The sequence below is a fragment of the Hyphomicrobium sp. genome (genome assembly GCF_035572195.1).
GTDB lineage: Bacteria > Pseudomonadota > Alphaproteobacteria > Rhizobiales > Hyphomicrobiaceae > Hyphomicrobium_B.
The window spans coordinates 1-16,165 of record NZ_DATNBA010000081.1 but is presented as its reverse complement, the minus strand read 5'-3'; the positions used below and the strand labels follow the sequence as shown (position 1 = coordinate 16,165).

11 protein-coding genes, 1 pseudogene and 1 riboswitch are annotated in these 16,165 nt (G+C 62.0%); of the genes and pseudogenes, 4 read left to right on the top strand and 8 right to left on the bottom strand.

Annotated features, from left to right (window positions below; translation table 11 throughout):
* The first annotated feature begins 63 nt into the window (after window positions 1-63).
* On the top strand, window positions 64-1,440 hold the full coding sequence (locus tag VN623_RS07305) for a polysaccharide deacetylase family protein (RefSeq protein WP_325569613.1): 1,377 nt from the start codon (window positions 64-66) through the stop codon (window positions 1,438-1,440).
* Window positions 1,441-2,249: 809 nt separating this feature from the next.
* Window positions 2,250-2,768: a hypothetical protein gene (locus tag VN623_RS07300; protein WP_325569611.1), complete on the top strand. Its 519-nt coding sequence runs from the start codon at window positions 2,250-2,252 to the stop codon at window positions 2,766-2,768.
* Window positions 2,769-2,780: 12 nt separating this feature from the next.
* Here the strand turns inward: VN623_RS07300 and VN623_RS07295 are convergent, their stop codons facing one another.
* From VN623_RS07295 to VN623_RS07260, 8 genes are all read right to left on the bottom strand, one after another.
* The gene (locus tag VN623_RS07295; protein WP_325569609.1) at window positions 2,781-3,440 is read right to left on the bottom strand and encodes a hypothetical protein; all 660 of its coding nucleotides are present in this window, start codon (window positions 3,438-3,440) and stop codon (window positions 2,781-2,783) included.
* A gap of 69 nt (window positions 3,441-3,509) precedes the next feature.
* Window positions 3,510-5,411 carry a phosphomethylpyrimidine synthase ThiC gene (thiC, locus tag VN623_RS07290; RefSeq protein WP_325569607.1) on the bottom strand — a complete coding sequence of 634 codons (1,902 nt, stop codon included), beginning with the start codon at window positions 5,409-5,411 and terminating at the stop codon, window positions 3,510-3,512.
* Window positions 5,412-5,422: 11 nt separating this feature from the next.
* The gene (locus VN623_RS07285) at window positions 5,423-5,815 is read right to left on the bottom strand and encodes a hypothetical protein (protein WP_325569605.1); all 393 of its coding nucleotides are present in this window, start codon (window positions 5,813-5,815) and stop codon (window positions 5,423-5,425) included.
* Window positions 5,816-5,880: 65 nt separating this feature from the next.
* Window positions 5,881-5,990: riboswitch (TPP riboswitch) on the bottom strand.
* A 121-nt stretch (window positions 5,991-6,111) separates the two neighbouring features.
* Entirely contained in the window at window positions 6,112-7,722 is a 1,611-nt protein-coding gene (locus VN623_RS07280) for a DUF4332 domain-containing protein (protein WP_325569603.1), read from the bottom strand.
* 170 nt (window positions 7,723-7,892) lie between these two features.
* Window positions 7,893-10,034 carry a hypothetical protein gene (locus tag VN623_RS07275; RefSeq protein ID WP_325569601.1) on the bottom strand — a complete coding sequence of 714 codons (2,142 nt, stop codon included), beginning with the start codon at window positions 10,032-10,034 and terminating at the stop codon, window positions 7,893-7,895.
* Between the two features lie 11 nt (window positions 10,035-10,045).
* Window positions 10,046-12,973 (bottom strand): DUF4159 domain-containing protein, encoded by a 2,928-nt coding sequence (locus VN623_RS07270; RefSeq protein WP_325569599.1) that lies wholly within the window; start codon window positions 12,971-12,973, stop codon window positions 10,046-10,048.
* Complete coding sequence (locus VN623_RS07265) at window positions 12,970-13,956, bottom strand: DUF58 domain-containing protein (protein WP_325569597.1); 987 nt, start codon at window positions 13,954-13,956, stop codon at window positions 12,970-12,972. Before VN623_RS07265 ends, VN623_RS07270 begins: the two co-directional genes overlap by 4 nt.
* A 6-nt stretch (window positions 13,957-13,962) precedes the next feature.
* The gene (locus VN623_RS07260; RefSeq protein WP_325569595.1) at window positions 13,963-14,961 is read right to left on the bottom strand and encodes a MoxR family ATPase; all 999 of its coding nucleotides are present in this window, start codon (window positions 14,959-14,961) and stop codon (window positions 13,963-13,965) included.
* A 146-nt stretch (window positions 14,962-15,107) separates the two neighbouring features.
* On the opposite strand from VN623_RS07260, the gene VN623_RS07255 reads away from it, so the two are divergent.
* Window positions 15,108-15,728, top strand: coding sequence for a DUF1285 domain-containing protein (locus VN623_RS07255; protein ID WP_325569593.1), 621 nt, complete (start codon window positions 15,108-15,110; stop codon window positions 15,726-15,728).
* A gap of 186 nt (window positions 15,729-15,914) precedes the next feature.
* Window positions 15,915-16,165 (top strand): annotated as a pseudogene (locus VN623_RS07250) (hypothetical protein); the annotation flags it as partial.

Genomic DNA, 16,165 nt, shown 5'->3' with positions numbered 1-16,165 from the left:
ACAGGACTGCCGCAACGACGGCCGTCTGATATGATCTGGCCAAATAGAAATTGGGGAGTGCGGATGACTATGCGGTGGCTTTGGGTCGCTTTTCTCGTCGCCGCAGCGGCGGCCGTCCCATCCGGATATGCGGCGGCGGCGGACGGCGAGGGCGCGTGCCCAAGGGCCGGAACGCTCGGCGTCTCCCGAACGGTCGAAATCGACACGACCGGCGGTCCCGGTTTCGGAATGGAACATTACAAGGCCTACGACTTTCTGCAGCCGAAGGAAGTGGTGCTGACGTTCGATGATGGGCCGCAGAAATACTCGACCGAGGCGGTGCTGAAGGCGCTCGGTGACGAGTGTGTCAAAGCGACGTTCTTTTCCATCGGCAAGATGGCTCTCGGCTACCCCGGAATTATCCGCGACGTAGCGAAGGCCGGTCACACCATCGGCACACATACCTGGAGCCACAAGGCGCTCGGCAAGCTTAAAAAGTTCGACGACGCAAAGGACGAGATCGAGCGTGGCTTCAGCGCAGTCCACCGTGCCGTCGGCGGGCCAATCGCCCCGTTCTTCCGCTTTCCGACGCTGGTCGATACGCAGGAAGCGGTTGCCTATCTCGGCAAGCGTAACATCGCGATGTTTTCTTGTGACATCGATAGCATCGACTACAAACCGCAAACGGCGGAACATCTCGTCAAGTCGCTGATGCAGAAGCTCGACAAACGAGGCAAAGGCATCTTGTTGATGCACGACATCCACAAGACGACCGCGAAAGCCGTGCCGATGCTGCTCGCCGAGCTCAAGGCCAAGGGTTACAAAATCGTGCACATGACGGCGAAGTCGCCGGTTACGACGGTCGCCGAATACGACGCTGCCATTGAGAAAGACGCGAAGGGTTTACCGCAAGTTGGCGCCGAGCGGCCGATCTCGAGCATCGTCCATACCGTCGAGGGTACGCCGGCGCCCGCCGAAGCCTCGCCCGCGAAAGACTCCGCGGCTACCACCTCCGCGACGGCCGCAACCGAGGCCGCGCCGCCTGCTGTTCCGCCAGCGTCGCCGGTGACTGCACCTCCTGCAAGCCCTGCGACGACCGTTGGTGCCGCTTCTGGTGAAACGCCTGCGCCTGGGTCTGCCACGGCAACGCCGGCTGAAAGCGAGCCGACCGGGTTGCCCGGCGAGGAGCATCCTGATGTCGCTCCGTCTCAATCAAGCGAGCAAACCGCAGCACCGAGCACTTCGGCTCCCGCGCCGGAGGCGACCAAGGCGGTCACGAATTCCAGCGCCTCGGGAACTCCGGCGACGACGTCGTCGGTTGTGCGCACGGTTTCAGAGCCTCCCGCAGAGGGCAACACGACACCCGGCAAGTCGGCCGCTGACGGCCAGCCCGCGCATCAAAATTCGAAATCAATTATGGAGCGCGCCAAGGAAACATGGCGTCTATGGTTTGGCGAATAAGCCTGCTCAGCGTCCGGCCGGAAACAAAAAAAAGAAATGGGTGGCAGCCTGCCACCCATTTCTTTTTGGACGCCCTGTGAGGCCCCCCCGGGCCCGCCGCAAACCATTGTCGTTCGCCTAGGCGCAATACAGCGCGCTGGCTTATCATTGGGCGTACGTCTTGCGTATTGCTCGAAAGCCAGACGCTCGACGTTTACGGCTTTTGGTGGGAAATTCTTCACCCCCAGCCAATCCCCCGATCGGCTGTCCCACGCAGCAAAAAGGCTATTTCAGCGCAGCGTTTTCTTCCACAGGAAAACGAATCACTCTGTTCAGTTTCATTCCGGCTGTGGTGTTTTGGTTACAACCAGACGCCAGCTTGCGAGTCGCTCATCGCGCGTCACGGCGTGCCCGCGAGCCAAGAAAAAGGGCCGCTCCATGCGAAGCGGCCCCGTGAGATCATTCGTTGTGAAAGCGGAGAGCGAAGTCCGCCGCTTCTGTCTCAGCTCTGTACCAGGAGATTTCCGGATGCAGGCCCGAGCGACCACGACATCGACCGCCTCAAGATCCCACTCGACATCGGATCACCTCCTCTCTGTTGTTTCTGCCGCTAAGAAGTTGGCATTGTTCGCACGTTTTGAAAAGCCCGCGCTATTTCTCGTCCACGGGGAGGTGCCGACCTGGCGCAACCGCTTTTTCTCCACAGATGCCAACGATCTGTGGGTCGTCCGATATCCTCATGTATGAGCTTTGTCAGAAATGCCTTAGCGTCGCGACCATTGGCAGGGCAATGTTGTTGCAATTTTTAGATTTCTACGGGGAGACATTTCATGTTGATTGCAAATATTTCCAAGTCTGCGCCTCGCCGCGCGATCATGGCGGCCCTGGCACTGGCCATACCCGCCTGCATCGTGACGGCAACGAACGCGTCGGCGCGTGACGAACTCACACTCGTCATCACAAAGGTGACGGCGCTCGACGCCGCCGATGCTTGGATGGCAGGTCCCGATGATTTCTACGCGCGCGTGACGATTGATGGTCAGGTCTTCACCACCAAGATCAAACGCCAGAGGAACCACGCCGAGCCAAACTGGAAGATCACCAAAGACGTGCGCCGCGGCCCGCATGACGTGAAACTCGAAATTTTCGACAAAGACATCGGCAAGGGCGACGACAAGATCGACATCAATCGCATCGACGATAAGCGCGATCTCGATTTCACGGTGAATACACGAACATGTCGTGTCGACGGCTTCTCGGAGCGGTATCGCTGCGGCGAGCCGATCCGCCGCGAGGGCTTCGAGCGGAAGAAAGCCGCGGTCGAGTTCTATGTCGATGCGATTAGGTGAGGGTGATCGCTACTACTTCCCGAGGCAGCTCGGATAGGGCGCCTTTTCGCCGCCGACGATTGGACAAATCCGAATTGGAGTGAGCTTGTCCAATCGTCCTTTCCATTTGGCGTCGTCAATCGTCAGGTTTTCAGCAGACGACGGCGTGCGCTCGGCCCATTGTATCGTGTAGTAGTCGGCGCTGCCTTTCAGGGCGACGATCAAGGCCGTTTCGCTATGCTTGTTGGCGCTCGAAACGACTTTGCCGCAGCTGGCCACGGCCACGAAGGCGTCGTGATCCCCGAATTTGGCCGGACCGAATACGCTCGCGGTAAACGTGTCGGGGCACGCTTTCTTGAATCCGCCGGCGATGCCTGCCGCAACGGACTCAGGCGTAGTCTTTGGATTTCCGGCTAATCCCTTTGCTCCAGTCACCGTGATCATTTGAGTCCAGCGATCCGTCGTTTCGCCTTTCAGCACCGCCTCGCGGATGTAGCTTCGGTCTGACGTATTCTCGAAGACGGTTTTGAAATTCGCCGGCAGGGAGAACGCGACGAGCTGGCTGAAGATCGGTGAAATCGCTGTGAACGAAGTTGCCGCGACGTTTCGCTGCCGGTCCGTCGTCGGCTCCGCGGCTGCGGCCAAGATTCCAACCGCGCTTAGTGCGATGACGAGGGCAGCCACCGTTCGCATGTCAATCGGACCTTTCAATCCCAGAGGCATGCGCACGGTCGGCACGTTCGGAAAAACCCCGTTGCGGGCCTATCTCTTTTCGACATCGATATAAAGTTCCCCGCCCATTTCCCGGAACTTGGCGCTCATCTCGTCCATGCCGGCCTCACGCACCGCTTCGGCGTCTGGGTCGATCTGCGTGCTCTCTTCGGCGATCTCGACAGCCGCCTCGTTCAAGCGCGCCGCGTAGTCGCGCACGTCCTGCGTGATCTTCATCGAGCAGAACTTCGGCCCGCACATCGAGCAGAAGTGCGCCACCTTGTGCGCCTCCTTCGGCAGCGTCTCGTCGTGGAAGGCGACGGCCGTGTCGGGGTCGAGCGACAGATTGAACTGATCCTGCCAGCGGAAATCGAAACGCGCCCGCGACAACGCATCGTCGCGCAACTGCGCGGCTGGATGACCCTTGGCGAGATCGGCAGCGTGCGCCGCGATCTTGTAGGTAATGACGCCCGTCTTCACGTCGTCACGGTTCGGCAGACCCAGGTGCTCTTTCGGGGTCACGTAGCAAAGCATCGAAGTTCCGAACCAGCCGATCATCGCCGCGCCGATGGCGGACGTGATGTGGTCGTAGCCCGGCGCGATGTCCGTCGTCAGCGGCCCGGGCGTATAGAACGGCGCTTCACCGCACGCCGCGAGCTGCTTCTCCATGTTGATCTTGATCTTGTGCATCGGCACGTGGCCGGGGCCCTCGATCATCACCTGGCAGCCCTTGTCCCAGGCGATCTTGGTCAGTTCGCCGAGCGTTTCGAGTTCGGCGAACTGGGCGCGATCGTTGGCGTCGGCGATCGAGCCGGGGCGCAAACCGTCACCGAGCGAGAACGACACGTCGTAAGCCCGCATGATATCGCAAATATCTTCGAACCGCTCGTAGAGGAAGCTATCCTTGTGATGCGCGAGGCACCACTTGGCCATGATCGCACCGCCGCGCGAAACGATGCCGGTGACGCGATTGGCGGTCAGCGGCACGAAGGGCAGGCGCACACCGGCGTGGATCGTGAAGTAGTCGACGCCCTGTTCGCACTGCTCGATCAGCGTGTCGCGATAGAGTTCCCAGGTCAGCTGCACCGGATCGCCGTCGCACTTTTCTAGCGCCTGATAAATCGGAACGGTGCCGATCGGAACGGGCGAATTGCGGATGATCCACTCGCGCGTCGTGTGAATGTTTCGCCCCGTGGACAAGTCCATCACCGTGTCGGCGCCCCAGCGGATCGCCCACACCATTTTCTCGACTTCCTCCTCGACCGACGACGTCACGGCCGAATTGCCGATGTTGGCATTGATCTTCACGAGAAAGTTGCGGCCAATGATCATCGGCTCGAGTTCGCCGTGGTTGATGTTCGCCGGGATGATGGCGCGGCCGCGGGCGATCTCGTCGCGTACGAATTCGGGCGTGATGTGCTCCGGGATTTCAGCGCCGAAGCTCTCGCCGTCATTCAACGCTTCCTTGGCGCGCGCTAGCGCGGTCTGCCGCCCAAGGTTCTCGCGATGCGCGACGTAGATCATCTCCTTCGTGACGATCCCGGCGCGGGCATATTCGTATTGGGTGACGGGCGCGCCTCCGGTGCCACGCACCGGCTGATGGACATTCGGAAAGGCGCGCGCTGCATGCGATCCCGACACATTGCCGTTGTCCTCGGGCCTGATCACGCGGCCGTCGTAGGCTTCGACGCCGCCGCGCTCCTTGACCCATCCGTCGCGAATGCGTGGCAGGCCACGCTCGACGTCGATCGCGGCCGCCGGATCGGTATACGGTCCGGACGGATCATAGACGCGGAACGACGGCTCGCTCGTGTCGGTCAGCGCGATTTCGCGGAACGGCACGCGCAAGTCATTGCGGCCGGCGGGCGACGTGTAAATCTTCGTCGAAGCCGGAAGCGGACCCGTTGTCACCTTCGGAGCGATGAGATCGCTCGAACGCGTGATCTTGTTCATGATAGCCTCTTTCAAATCGTCGTGCCGTAAGCCTTGAACGACAAAAATGCTCCGAGCGCCAAAAGAACGGCGCCCGCCACAAGAAGAAGTGTCGGATCGCTGCCGAAGGTCGTGGCGATTTCCGAAGCCTTCTTTGGACACCACATGCGGGCGACACCGCCGACGATCAAGAGCCAGCCCAATATCGTGACGATCACCGGCCAGCCGCCGGTCCAAACATTGTGAACGCGGACGATGGCGACGCCGGCAAGAAGGCTTAAAGCTCCGGACAGGAATATGATCGCGTAGTTCTGCGCGACCTGCGTGATCATCTCGGGGAATGCCTGCCGATTGAGCAGCATCGCAATTCCGATCGCGGCCATCACCGGGCCGATCAGTCCGGCGATAAGCTTGGTTGGTGCCATGTTCATGCCTCCTGCCTGGCGTCGCAAAACGCAGAGCGTGAATAAGCGAACGTATCGATCGCGCCGGAGGGCTGAATATCCGTCCCTTCGCCGGCATGACCCGGATCAGGTTCTAAGAGTGCTCGCGCTGCGTTACGCGATCTCAGCCGGACTACCGGCGCCCCTCGGAAACAGGCGTCATTGTCGCCCCGTTGACCGAGCTTGGCAAGCGCGGTTGCAGCGTGGGCCGTTTCCTCTGCTCATTCGAGTGCAGAAGAATAGGGGACTATCGCCCTGGGCCTGCTATCGCGTGGGTCTTACGCGGCAACGGCGTGGCGGGCGACGTCGACCCAGCTTTTGATTTTTTCGATGTCGGGCGGGCGGCCCTCGCGCAGCACGCGCTTGCCCTCGGACGTCGACACGAACTTCAGCACGCCGACTGAAAGCGCGATGGGGTCGGCGTCGGCGACGGCTTGCGCCGTACGATATCCGGCTCCGACCAGCAACTGCGCATGCGTGCCTCTGAGCCCCGGAACGTCGATGACGAGCTGTGCCTGATCCTGCCAGTCAGCGAGAGACTCAGCGTCGAAGTGCGCGTCGTCGAGAAGATCGGCCAGATCGTGCGGATCATGTCCGAGGAAATCCCCGACAGTATGAATCCCAATGGCCGTAAAACGTTCGGTCATTTTCGGACCGATCGACGGCGCCGCCTCGAGATCGTCGCTGGCGAAAAGGTACTTCTTGCGATCTTCGCTTTGGGTCTCGATGCGGGCGACGGGCTGATAACTCCTCGGCTGCGGCGCTGGCTGGTACAGCTCGGCAGTAGAAGGCGCGTCCGGTATTGCCGGCGGTATCATGGAAACGTCGGGCCTGATGTGCGCCGAATTTGCGACCGCGAGTTCCAACGCATTATCGCCGGCCTGTTCGGCCGGTGTTGCACGGCTGACGGGGCTGGCGACGTCAATCGGTGCGCCGGTCTCGATGCGGGCAGCGCGAATCTCACTGCGTTGAGCCAGTTTCGGTTCCAGGACTTCGCGCTGGTGCAGATCGCGGATCGTGCGGTCGTCTTCAGGCAGCGTCTTGTCGACGCGCCCGGTCGCTTTGAGTTCGTCGTAAATCGCCCCGACCAGTTTGCGGTCTTCGGCGTTGGTGAGCCGCTTCTCGATGAACTTCGCTGGAATCTTCGTTGCGGCAAGGAATGTTTCCGCCGTCAGCGTGACGTCGGGAGCGGCAACGCCGGCTTCAGTAATCGCCGCGTCGAGCACGTGCCCAAAGCCTTTGGCGGCATAGATCAGCAACTCGGCGACGATACCGCGGGCGATGCTATCGAGCCCTTCCGCCGGCCGGACGGCGCCTTTGTGAATGTCGTAATGCGCAATCAGTTTTTCATAATAGCGATGCGAGAACTCGGCGCCGTCGCAAACCAATTCGGAGAGCCAGTTCGGCCCTGCCGGGACCGGAACATCGAGGTCTGCGAACTTCTGCTCGCCGAGCGCACGAAGGTCATCGTACGTACGGCTGATGCTCCATTCGGCGGCGCGATGGATGGCATTCTCGGCTTCCGTTTGGCCGGTGTGAAAGGGCTGAACGGGGTCGGTGTAATAGTGGCTCAAGACACCGGCAGCGTAGACCGCTTCCGGCCAATTGCCGGCCTTCAGCTCGTCGACGGTCTTCTGATACCAGGCTGCGGCCTTTTCCGGCGCGCCGCCCCAGTATCCTTCCGCCACATGCAGAACGTGGTTCTTGAAATCCTTGAAGCTGACGTCGGGGGCTTTTGAGCCTTCGAGGTAACGCTCGACGTGCTTCAGGAAAACCCGAGTCCAGGCATCTTTGTCGCCATGCTGCATCTCGTTGAGTGCATCGAGCGCCAGCTTGTGATGCGTGCCGTTGGCGTGCGTGGCATAGACAATTCGAAAAAGCGCGGACATCACGGCCTCGGGCTGACTGCGGATCACCCATGCTTACGTGAGTCGGGCGTTGGCCTCGATTATAGCGGAACCGGTCATCAACGGTTTTCGCGGTAAAGCTGCTGTCGTTGGCGCTTTTCGGCTCTGAAGTCGCGATCTCCGGCGATTCGGCGGCGGGACGACGACGGGTCCTAGCGTCCTTCGCGCCACCACGCCAATGCGATCAGCGCCAATAGCGCCGACAGCGCCGCAAACCCGGTGAACATCGGCGTCAGCTTCACGCCGCGTGTCAGGAACGCCTGACGATCCTTGAGGCCGAGCCAGCCGGAGCCGGCCATGATCTTGGCAGACGACATCATCGAAATGCGCGGAACGTCGACGTCGGTCGCGGGTCCCGACGAGCCCTTCGACTTCGTCCAGAAAACGCCGCCGCCCGTCGCATCGGCGATCGGCTTCATCTTCTGTTCCGTCGCCGTGACTTCGCTCATCTCGCGCGGATCTTCGATGCCGGCGTTGGCGACTGCCGTCAGCGTACTGGAGGGACCAGCCGTTTCGGCCTTGTAGAGGCCGGGAAGTTTGACATCGACCGTTGAGCGCCAGACGCCTGGCTCGGTCGGAACCGGCTGAAGCGAAACATCGCTCGTTTCGCCGCCGGGACCCAAGACTTTCACCGGGCCGACCTTGTCTTCCATCGATCGGCGTTCGAGCGTCAGCTTCAGCCCCTTGGCGGAAGCGATCAAACGCTCCTCCTCGAGGTCGGGCTCCTTCATCAGCCAGTGCGACAGGCGTCGCAAAAGATCGGTGTGGGGGCCGCCGCCATCGTAGCCGCGCGCCCAGAGCCACGCGTTGTCCGAGGTCAGCAGGGCGACGCGGCCCTTGCCCTTACGATCGAGGATGAGAAGCGGTTTGTCCTCGGCGCCGCTCATCACGACGCGGCCGCGGTGCGGGTTGACTTCGGCCTGTCGGAACCAGCGGCCCCAGGTTGGTTCAGGAGACGCATCCGCCGTCTTTGCAGAGTTCCAGCCGGGAAGGCCCTTGGTGACCGGATGCTTTTGACCCTCGGGCGTGATCTTTGCCTTGAACGGCATCTCGAATACGCGGCCAGTGGGCGCGGCGGGAAGCACCGATGCCAACGGCGTATGATAGATGCTGTAGCTGCCCGCGTAATCGTCACCGCCGGCGACGAGAAGGGCGCCGCCGTGCTCGTCGACGTAGCGGGCGATGTTGTCGTAGTACAGAAGCTGCAGAATGCCCCTGTGCTCGTAGCGGTCGAAGATGATCAAATCGAACTGATTGATTTTCTCGGAAAAGAGTTCGCGCGTCGGAAACGCGATCAGCGACAGCTGATTGATCGGGGTTCCATCCTGCTTCTCTGGCGGCCGAAGAATGGTGAAATGCACCAGATCGACAGCAGCGTCAGACTTCAGAAGATTTCGCCACGTTCGCTCGCCCGGGTGCGGTTCGCCCGAGACGAGCAGCACGCGCAGGTTTTCGCGCACGCCCTCGGCTGCAATGACGGCGCGATTGTTCGCGGTTGTTAATTCGCCGGGCGTAGGTTGCAATTCGATCTCAACGATGTTCTGGCCCGTGTGCGGGATCGGCATGTCGATTTTGACGGTTTGCCCGACTTCGGTTTGTAGCGTCTCGTCGGGGAGGCCTTCACGGCGAACCTTCAGCGTGGCGGTGCCTATACCGTCGGCGGCGGTTTTTCCCGTCTCGCGAACGGCAATCTGGATCGGGCGCGATTGACCGACCAGGCCGTAGCGCGGCGCCTCGATCACTTCGATGCGGCGGTCGAATTCATCAGGTTTGCCGGTAAGCAGCGTATGCACCGGCGCGTCGAAGCCCAATGACGCGGCCGACTTCGGAACGTCATGCACTTGTCCGTCGGTGACGAACAGGACACCGGCGATGCGGTCGGGTGCGGTATCGTTCAGCGCCGCATTGAGGTCGGTGAAAAGATTTGTGCCGGCGGCGGTCTGCTCTCCGGGAATTCCGGCGGCAACCCACTTGATGTTGAGGTTCGGAATTTTGTCGAGCTTGGTTTCGAGATCGCTGCGGATCGCATCCATTTGCTTGGTGCGATCGGCGAGTTTCTGACTGGGGCTCTCATCCAGCACAACGATGGCGACGTTGGCGAGGCTCTCACGCTGTTCCTGCTTGAGGATAGGATTGAGAAGGGCCGCGATCAGTGCCGCGAGCGCTGCGAGGCGGATCAGCGCGCCGCGCGAACGCCGTACCAGCAGGGCGACGACAAGGCCCAACGCGACGATCGCCAGCACTGTCAACACAGGCAGCGGAACGAGCGGCGCAAAGGTAATCGACCAGTTCAAAACTTATGCCTTTACTGACCTAGTCTTTCGAGCAGAGCCGGCACATGCACCTGATCGGCTTTGTAGTTGCCGGTCAGAGCGTGCATGACGATGTTGATGCCAGAACGGAACGCCATCTCGCGCTGTTCTTCGCCGCCGGGCACCACGGGGTAGATCGGCCGGCCGCGATCGTCGAGCGCCCACGCCGCGGCGAAATCGTTTGACGTGATCATGATCGATGTCACGCCGTCCGAAACGCGGGCCCGATGCGAGTCGTTCTTATTTTCCGGAATGGCTTCGACCCACAGCTGCCCGCCGTCCCAGCGACCCGGGAACGAGCGAAGCAGGTAGAATGACTTGGTAACGACGTGATTTTCCGGCACCGGTTCCAGGCGCGGCACGTCGAGCTTGCTCAAAAGCCGCTCCAACGCCGTGCCGCCCTTGCCTGCAAGGGGAAGCACGTTCGAGCCGCCTTGCCCGTAGTCGCGGGTGTCGAAAATGATCAGCCCGCCTTCCTTCATGTAGGCATCGATCTTGGCGATGACAGGATCGGGCAGTGCCTCGGCCGAGCCGAGCACGGGCCAATAGAGGATTGGATAGAACGCGATCTCGTCCTTGCTGATGTCGACGGCGGCGGGTTCACCCGGCTCGACGGCGGTTCGCGTTTCGAGAACGCGCCCGAGGCCGGCTAGGCCGGCGCGGCTGGTCTCGTCGGTTTCGCGATCGCCGCTCAGGACGTAAGCGAGGGTTACGTTGGCCGTCGCGGCGATGGCCGCCTTGTCGGCGGCGGATTCATTTTTCGATCTGACCGTGACCGTTCCGGGCCCTTGCGATGGCGGCGAAAACGCATCGAACGGCGACAAGTCCTGGGCTCTGGCGTTGGGAACTGCGGTAAAGGCGAGAGCGGCAAGAGCCAACACGGCGGCAGTCGCGCGCGGCCGGGCACGACGCGAAAAGAGGCCACCCAGTCCACCGGCCTGCAGCAGGATGATGGCGATGATATCGGCAAAGAGCAGCGCCAGCGCCGCGGCGAGCAGGCCTGGCTTCAATGCGGTGCTGGCGGCATTGGCGTACGACAGCCGCGTGACGCTCGCCGGCATTTCAGGAAATGGAACGAGCGTGCTTTTCGGCGTGAGGATGTTGAGGGCGCGCGGGCTGGCGGACTGACCGTAGTAGCCCGGAGGATGCTCGAAGCTCGGTGACGTCGTCTGCAGTTCGGAAGCCTTAATCGGCTCGGCCGTCGGCGGAGGTGATCTCAGCGCGCCCTGGCCATCGAGGGTTTTCATCGGTGCGAGCACGTTGGCGTTGGCGTCGGGCGTCGTGCCGGCTTTCGTCTCGCTGCCGCCTTGTCCCGATGCGCCGATGGTGCCCATCGTCGAAAGGCGTCGCAGCATTTCGACGAACAAACCGGAGATCGGCAAATTCGACCAGTCCGAATTGGCGGTTACGTGAAACAGCACGAGGCGGCCGGTGCCGTGCTTCGTCGCCGTGACGAGCGGCGTGCCGTCCTTGAGCCGTGCCCAGATTTCGACTTCCGGCGTCAGCTGCGCGGGATCGGCGAGCACCTGCCGGTTGACCGTAACATCCGCCGGGATCGTCAGGCCGGCAAACGGACTGTTTTCGTCGAAGGCCGCCAGCGCTTGCGGTGACGACCACGAGAGGGCACCGCCGAGCGACCGGCCGCCGCTGCGCAACGGCACTGGCAGCAGATCGTCGCCGGCCTTCTCAAGACGCGGTCCGGCAAAGCGTACGAGCAGTCCGCCGCGCTTTACGAAATCATCGACTTTCTTCGCAGCCTCGCCCGTCAACGTCCCGATGTCGGCGAGCATTAGCACAGAAATGTTCTGCTTCAGGATGGAGTCGAGACCCTCAGAGAGATTGGCGTTTTGGGCAACCGCGAGGTCGGCATAGGGCTTCAGCGCTTTTTGAATGTAATAGAGCGGCGCCAGCAGCGGTTGGGCTTCCTCGCGGCTTTCGCCGGAAATGAGTCCGACGCGATGCCATTGCGTCGCCGCATCGATGAGGTTGACGGCACCGGCCGATCTCTCGCCGGCGAGTTCGATGCGCGCCACCTGATTGCGGAGTTCCAGCGGCAGATCGAACGCGACGTCGGCTGATCTCGCTCCGGCATTCAGTTTGAACGGGGCTTCGCCCAGCCGCTCGCCGCGCGCCGAGTAGGCGTTGACGCTGCCATCGCGTTCCGAACCGCCGGGAGAAAGAACGAGGGCCTTGAGCTTTCCCTTGTCGCCCAGATGCGCGGTCAGTCCGAGCGGTTCGTGACCCTTGGTTTCGTCGAGTACGGCGAAGCTGCCACTACCTGCGAGCGCTGCAAGTTTTTTGCCGATGTCGCCGGCATTCGATTTGTGGTCTAGCCCGTCGTGCAGCCAGATGATGCTGGGGCTTTTGCCGTTGGCAGCCTTGAGTGCGGTTTCGAGTGCCGAGACAGCGCCCGTCCGATCGGGCTCGAAGGGCTGAGGCAGGAGTGCCGAAGCGGTGCTTCGCGCATCGTTAGGGGATTCGATTTTCGCAATCGGAAGTTTGCTCGCGGCGGCCGTTCCGACAACGACGACGGGTCTGCCGCTGCTCTCGGCGTCGTCGATAAAGCGATCGATCATCCTGACCCGCTCGGGCCAGTGGGAAGCTGCCGCCCAGCCGTTGTCGACGAAGATGACGACCGGACCATCCCCTACGAGCGCGGCCTCTTTCGATGGATTGAGAACGGGCTCGGCCAGAGCAAGAATGACGAATGTCGCTGCCAGGAGACGAATGAGCGTCAGCCACCAAGGCGTCTTTTCCGCGGTCTTCTCGTCGTTCTCGAGTCCGACCAGAATGCGCGTCGGCGGAAACTCGACTTGCGCCGGCCGTGGCGGCACGGCGCGGAGCAGCCAATAGATGGCAGGCAACGCCAGCAGCGCCGATAGCAGCCACGGGTTCAAGAAGGCGAGCGCACCGAAGCTCATGGCGCCCTGGCCTTGGCGTCGGAACTCGCCGACATCCAGCGATAGCCGCTCGCCGACCCCTGCAGCCGCATCAACAGCGACAGCAAGGGTTCAGACGCGGGCCGGTCCGTATGATGAGTGAGGAACGACCAGCCGAAGCGCTGGGCCATTCCGGCGAGTTCGGCGCGATGCGCTGCAAAGCGCGCCAGATATTTGGGGCGGAGAGACTCGACCCTGTCGGCGACCCATCTCTCGCGGCCTGAGGAACCGAGAAATTCGGTGCGGCCGTTGTAGGGCAACGTTTCCTCGGCGGGATCGAGGACCTGGATCATATGACCAGCCACGCCGCTGCCCGCGATACCCTCGAGCCGCTCGCGGATCACCTCGGCGGGCGCCAGGAAGTCACTGAACAGGATCAGGCCTGAAAAGCGATTGAGCGCAGCGTTCGGCGGCAGGCTCTTTTTCAGCAGGGGCGCGTCGGCATTGGCGACGATGGTTTCGGCGATGCGGGTGGCCGCGTTGCGGCTGGCGGTCGGTTGCGTTTGCGCCAGCAACGCCACGCGCTCGCCGCCGCGAACGAGCAACTCGGCAGTGGCCAGCATCAGCACCAGGGTGCGGTCACGCTTCGTCACCGGCGAAAGGTGGCTTTTGAAATTCATCGACGGCGAGATGTCGGGCCAGAGATAGAGCGTGTGGGCCGCCTCCCACTCACGCTCGCGGACGTAGAGGTGATCGGAGCTTGCCGAGCGGCGCCAATCGACGAGATGCGCACCTTCGCCCGACTGATATTGCCGGAACTGCCAGAACGTTTCACCGGGGCCCGCGCGTCGGCGGCCATGAATTCCTTGCGCGACTGTTGAAGCTATGCGGTCGGCTTCCATCAGAAGTTCCGGCATCCGATCGACGAGGCCGACGGCCTCGCGTTCGAGCGCCAGCACGCGCCGGCCTTCTCGCGTGGGGCCTTCGTTGCTGACGTTGGTCGGTTGCCCGCGGGGGCCTGCCATCCGCGGCTACTCCACGGACGACGCGAGGCGCGCAATGATGCGGGTAAGATCCTCGCCTTCGGCGCGGGCCGCGAAGTTCAGCGCCATGCGATGTTTCAGGATGGGCTCAGCGAGTGCAATGACGTCGTCGACCGAGGGCGCCAGCCGGCCGTCGATCAGGGCCTTGGCGCGAACGGCGAGCATCAACGCCTGGCTGGCACGCGGGCCCGGACCCCAGGCGACGAAGCGGTCGGTGTCAGTATCGGCGCCAGTGCCGGGCCGTGCCGAACGCACAAGCTTCAGAATGGCCTCGACGACTTTATCGGGTACGGGAATCTGCCGGACGAGGCGCTGCGTCGCCATCAGGTCTTGCGCGGAAATCACGGCGTCGAGTTTCGGCGTGTCCGTGCCGGTCGTCGCGTAAAGCATTTTGCGTTCGGCGATGAGATCGGGATAGCCGACGTCGATCTGTAAGAGGAAGCGGTCGAGCTGAGCTTCGGGCAGCGGATACGTGCCCTCCTGCTCGAGCGGGTTCTGCGTCGCGAGCACGTGGAACGGCGCGGGCGTATCGTGGCGCTGTCCGGCAACGGTGACGTGATGCTCCTGCATCGCCTGCAGCAACGCCGATTGCGTCTTCGGCGATGCGCGATTGATTTCGTCAGCCATCAGAAGCTGCGTGAAGATCGGCCCCTTGATAAAGCGGAACGACCGGCCGCGGCCCGGCTCGTCCTCGAGCACTTCCGAACCGATGATGTCGGAGGGCATCAAGTCGGGCGTGAACTGGATGCGCTTTGCATCAAGGCCGAGGATCTTGCCGAGCGTGTCGACCAGCAGCGTCTTGGCGAGACCCGGCACGCCGATCAGAAGCGCATGACCACCGGAAAGGATCGTTATCAGCGTCCGCTCGATAACTTCGTCCTGTCCGAAGATGACGGTCGCGGCCGCTTTGTGGGCGCGCTGGACGCGCTCAGCCGCAGCTTCGAGGCGCGGGACGATATCGGTATGGGTCTCGACAACACTGCTCATCTATCGAAAGCCTCGCTCGACGCATCTTTTTGATATTGAAAACAAAGCCGAGCTTAGGGTCCCGGCGCTAGGTTAAGCCTAGACGATCCTGCCCGGTCCTCCTAGGGTCAAGTGAACGTTACGTTAGGATAAGTCGCGATTTCGGCATGCCGGTTGGTCGCGTCGAGGCGGCGGATGAAAATGGGCAAATTGCGGCCGTGAACGGCAAGTCTGACGCACCATTATCCGAACTCGAAGGTCTGCTGCGTACCGCGACTGGAAGCGGTCAAGCGGGCGCCCGGCCCGTCGAGTCGTGGAACCCGCCTTATTGCGGCGACATCGGGCTGAAGATCCGGCACGACGGCCAGTGGCTTTATCAGGAGAGCCTGATCGGGCGCATCGCGCTCGTCAAACTATTTGCCAGCATATTGCGCAAGGACGACGACGGGCGAACGTATCTCGTGACGCCGGCCGAAAAGATCGGCGTCGATGTCGAGGACGCGCACTTTCTTGCCGTCGAAATGGCGGTCGAGGGGAGCGGCGAAACGCAGACGCTGACGTTCCGCACTAACGTAGACGACGTGGTCGCCGTCGATAAGGATCATCCGCTGCGTTTCAAACGCGCCGAGCCCGACGGCGGGCTCAAGCCTTATGTGCTCGTGCGCGGGCGTCTCGAAGCGCTCGCGACGCGCGCCGTTTATGCAGAGCTTGTGGCGCTGGCCGAGGCACGCGACGGCGGCGATACGGTGGGCGTATGGAGCGGCGGCGTTTGGTGGGAGATGCGGTAGGCGAGCGGCGCCTAGCTGTCTCGCGCGCACAGGGCGGGGACGATTTCGTAGCCCTTAACTCAGCCATCCACAGATTATGTGCATCCTCTGGGGACGGATCAATTTTCTCTCTTTTCAAATGAGCTATTGCCGCATGCTGTAACAAAGCGCCGATTCGTGCGCGGTGCACCGGATGAGAGATGCAACATGGACGCGCTCGGCGAACTCCAAGCCAATTTATCTGCCATTGCCGAAAGATCCGCGGCAATCAAGTCTGCCTGCGCCAATGAGGAAAGCACAAAGCAATTCCTTATCCTGCCGGTCATCGGTGCGCTGGGGTACGACTACACGGACCCCCTTGTGGTGCAGCCGGAATATGTTGCCGATTTCCGCCCGGGAATGCCCGAGCGCGTCGATTATGCCATCATGCGCGATGGCAACCCCATCGTCGCGATAGA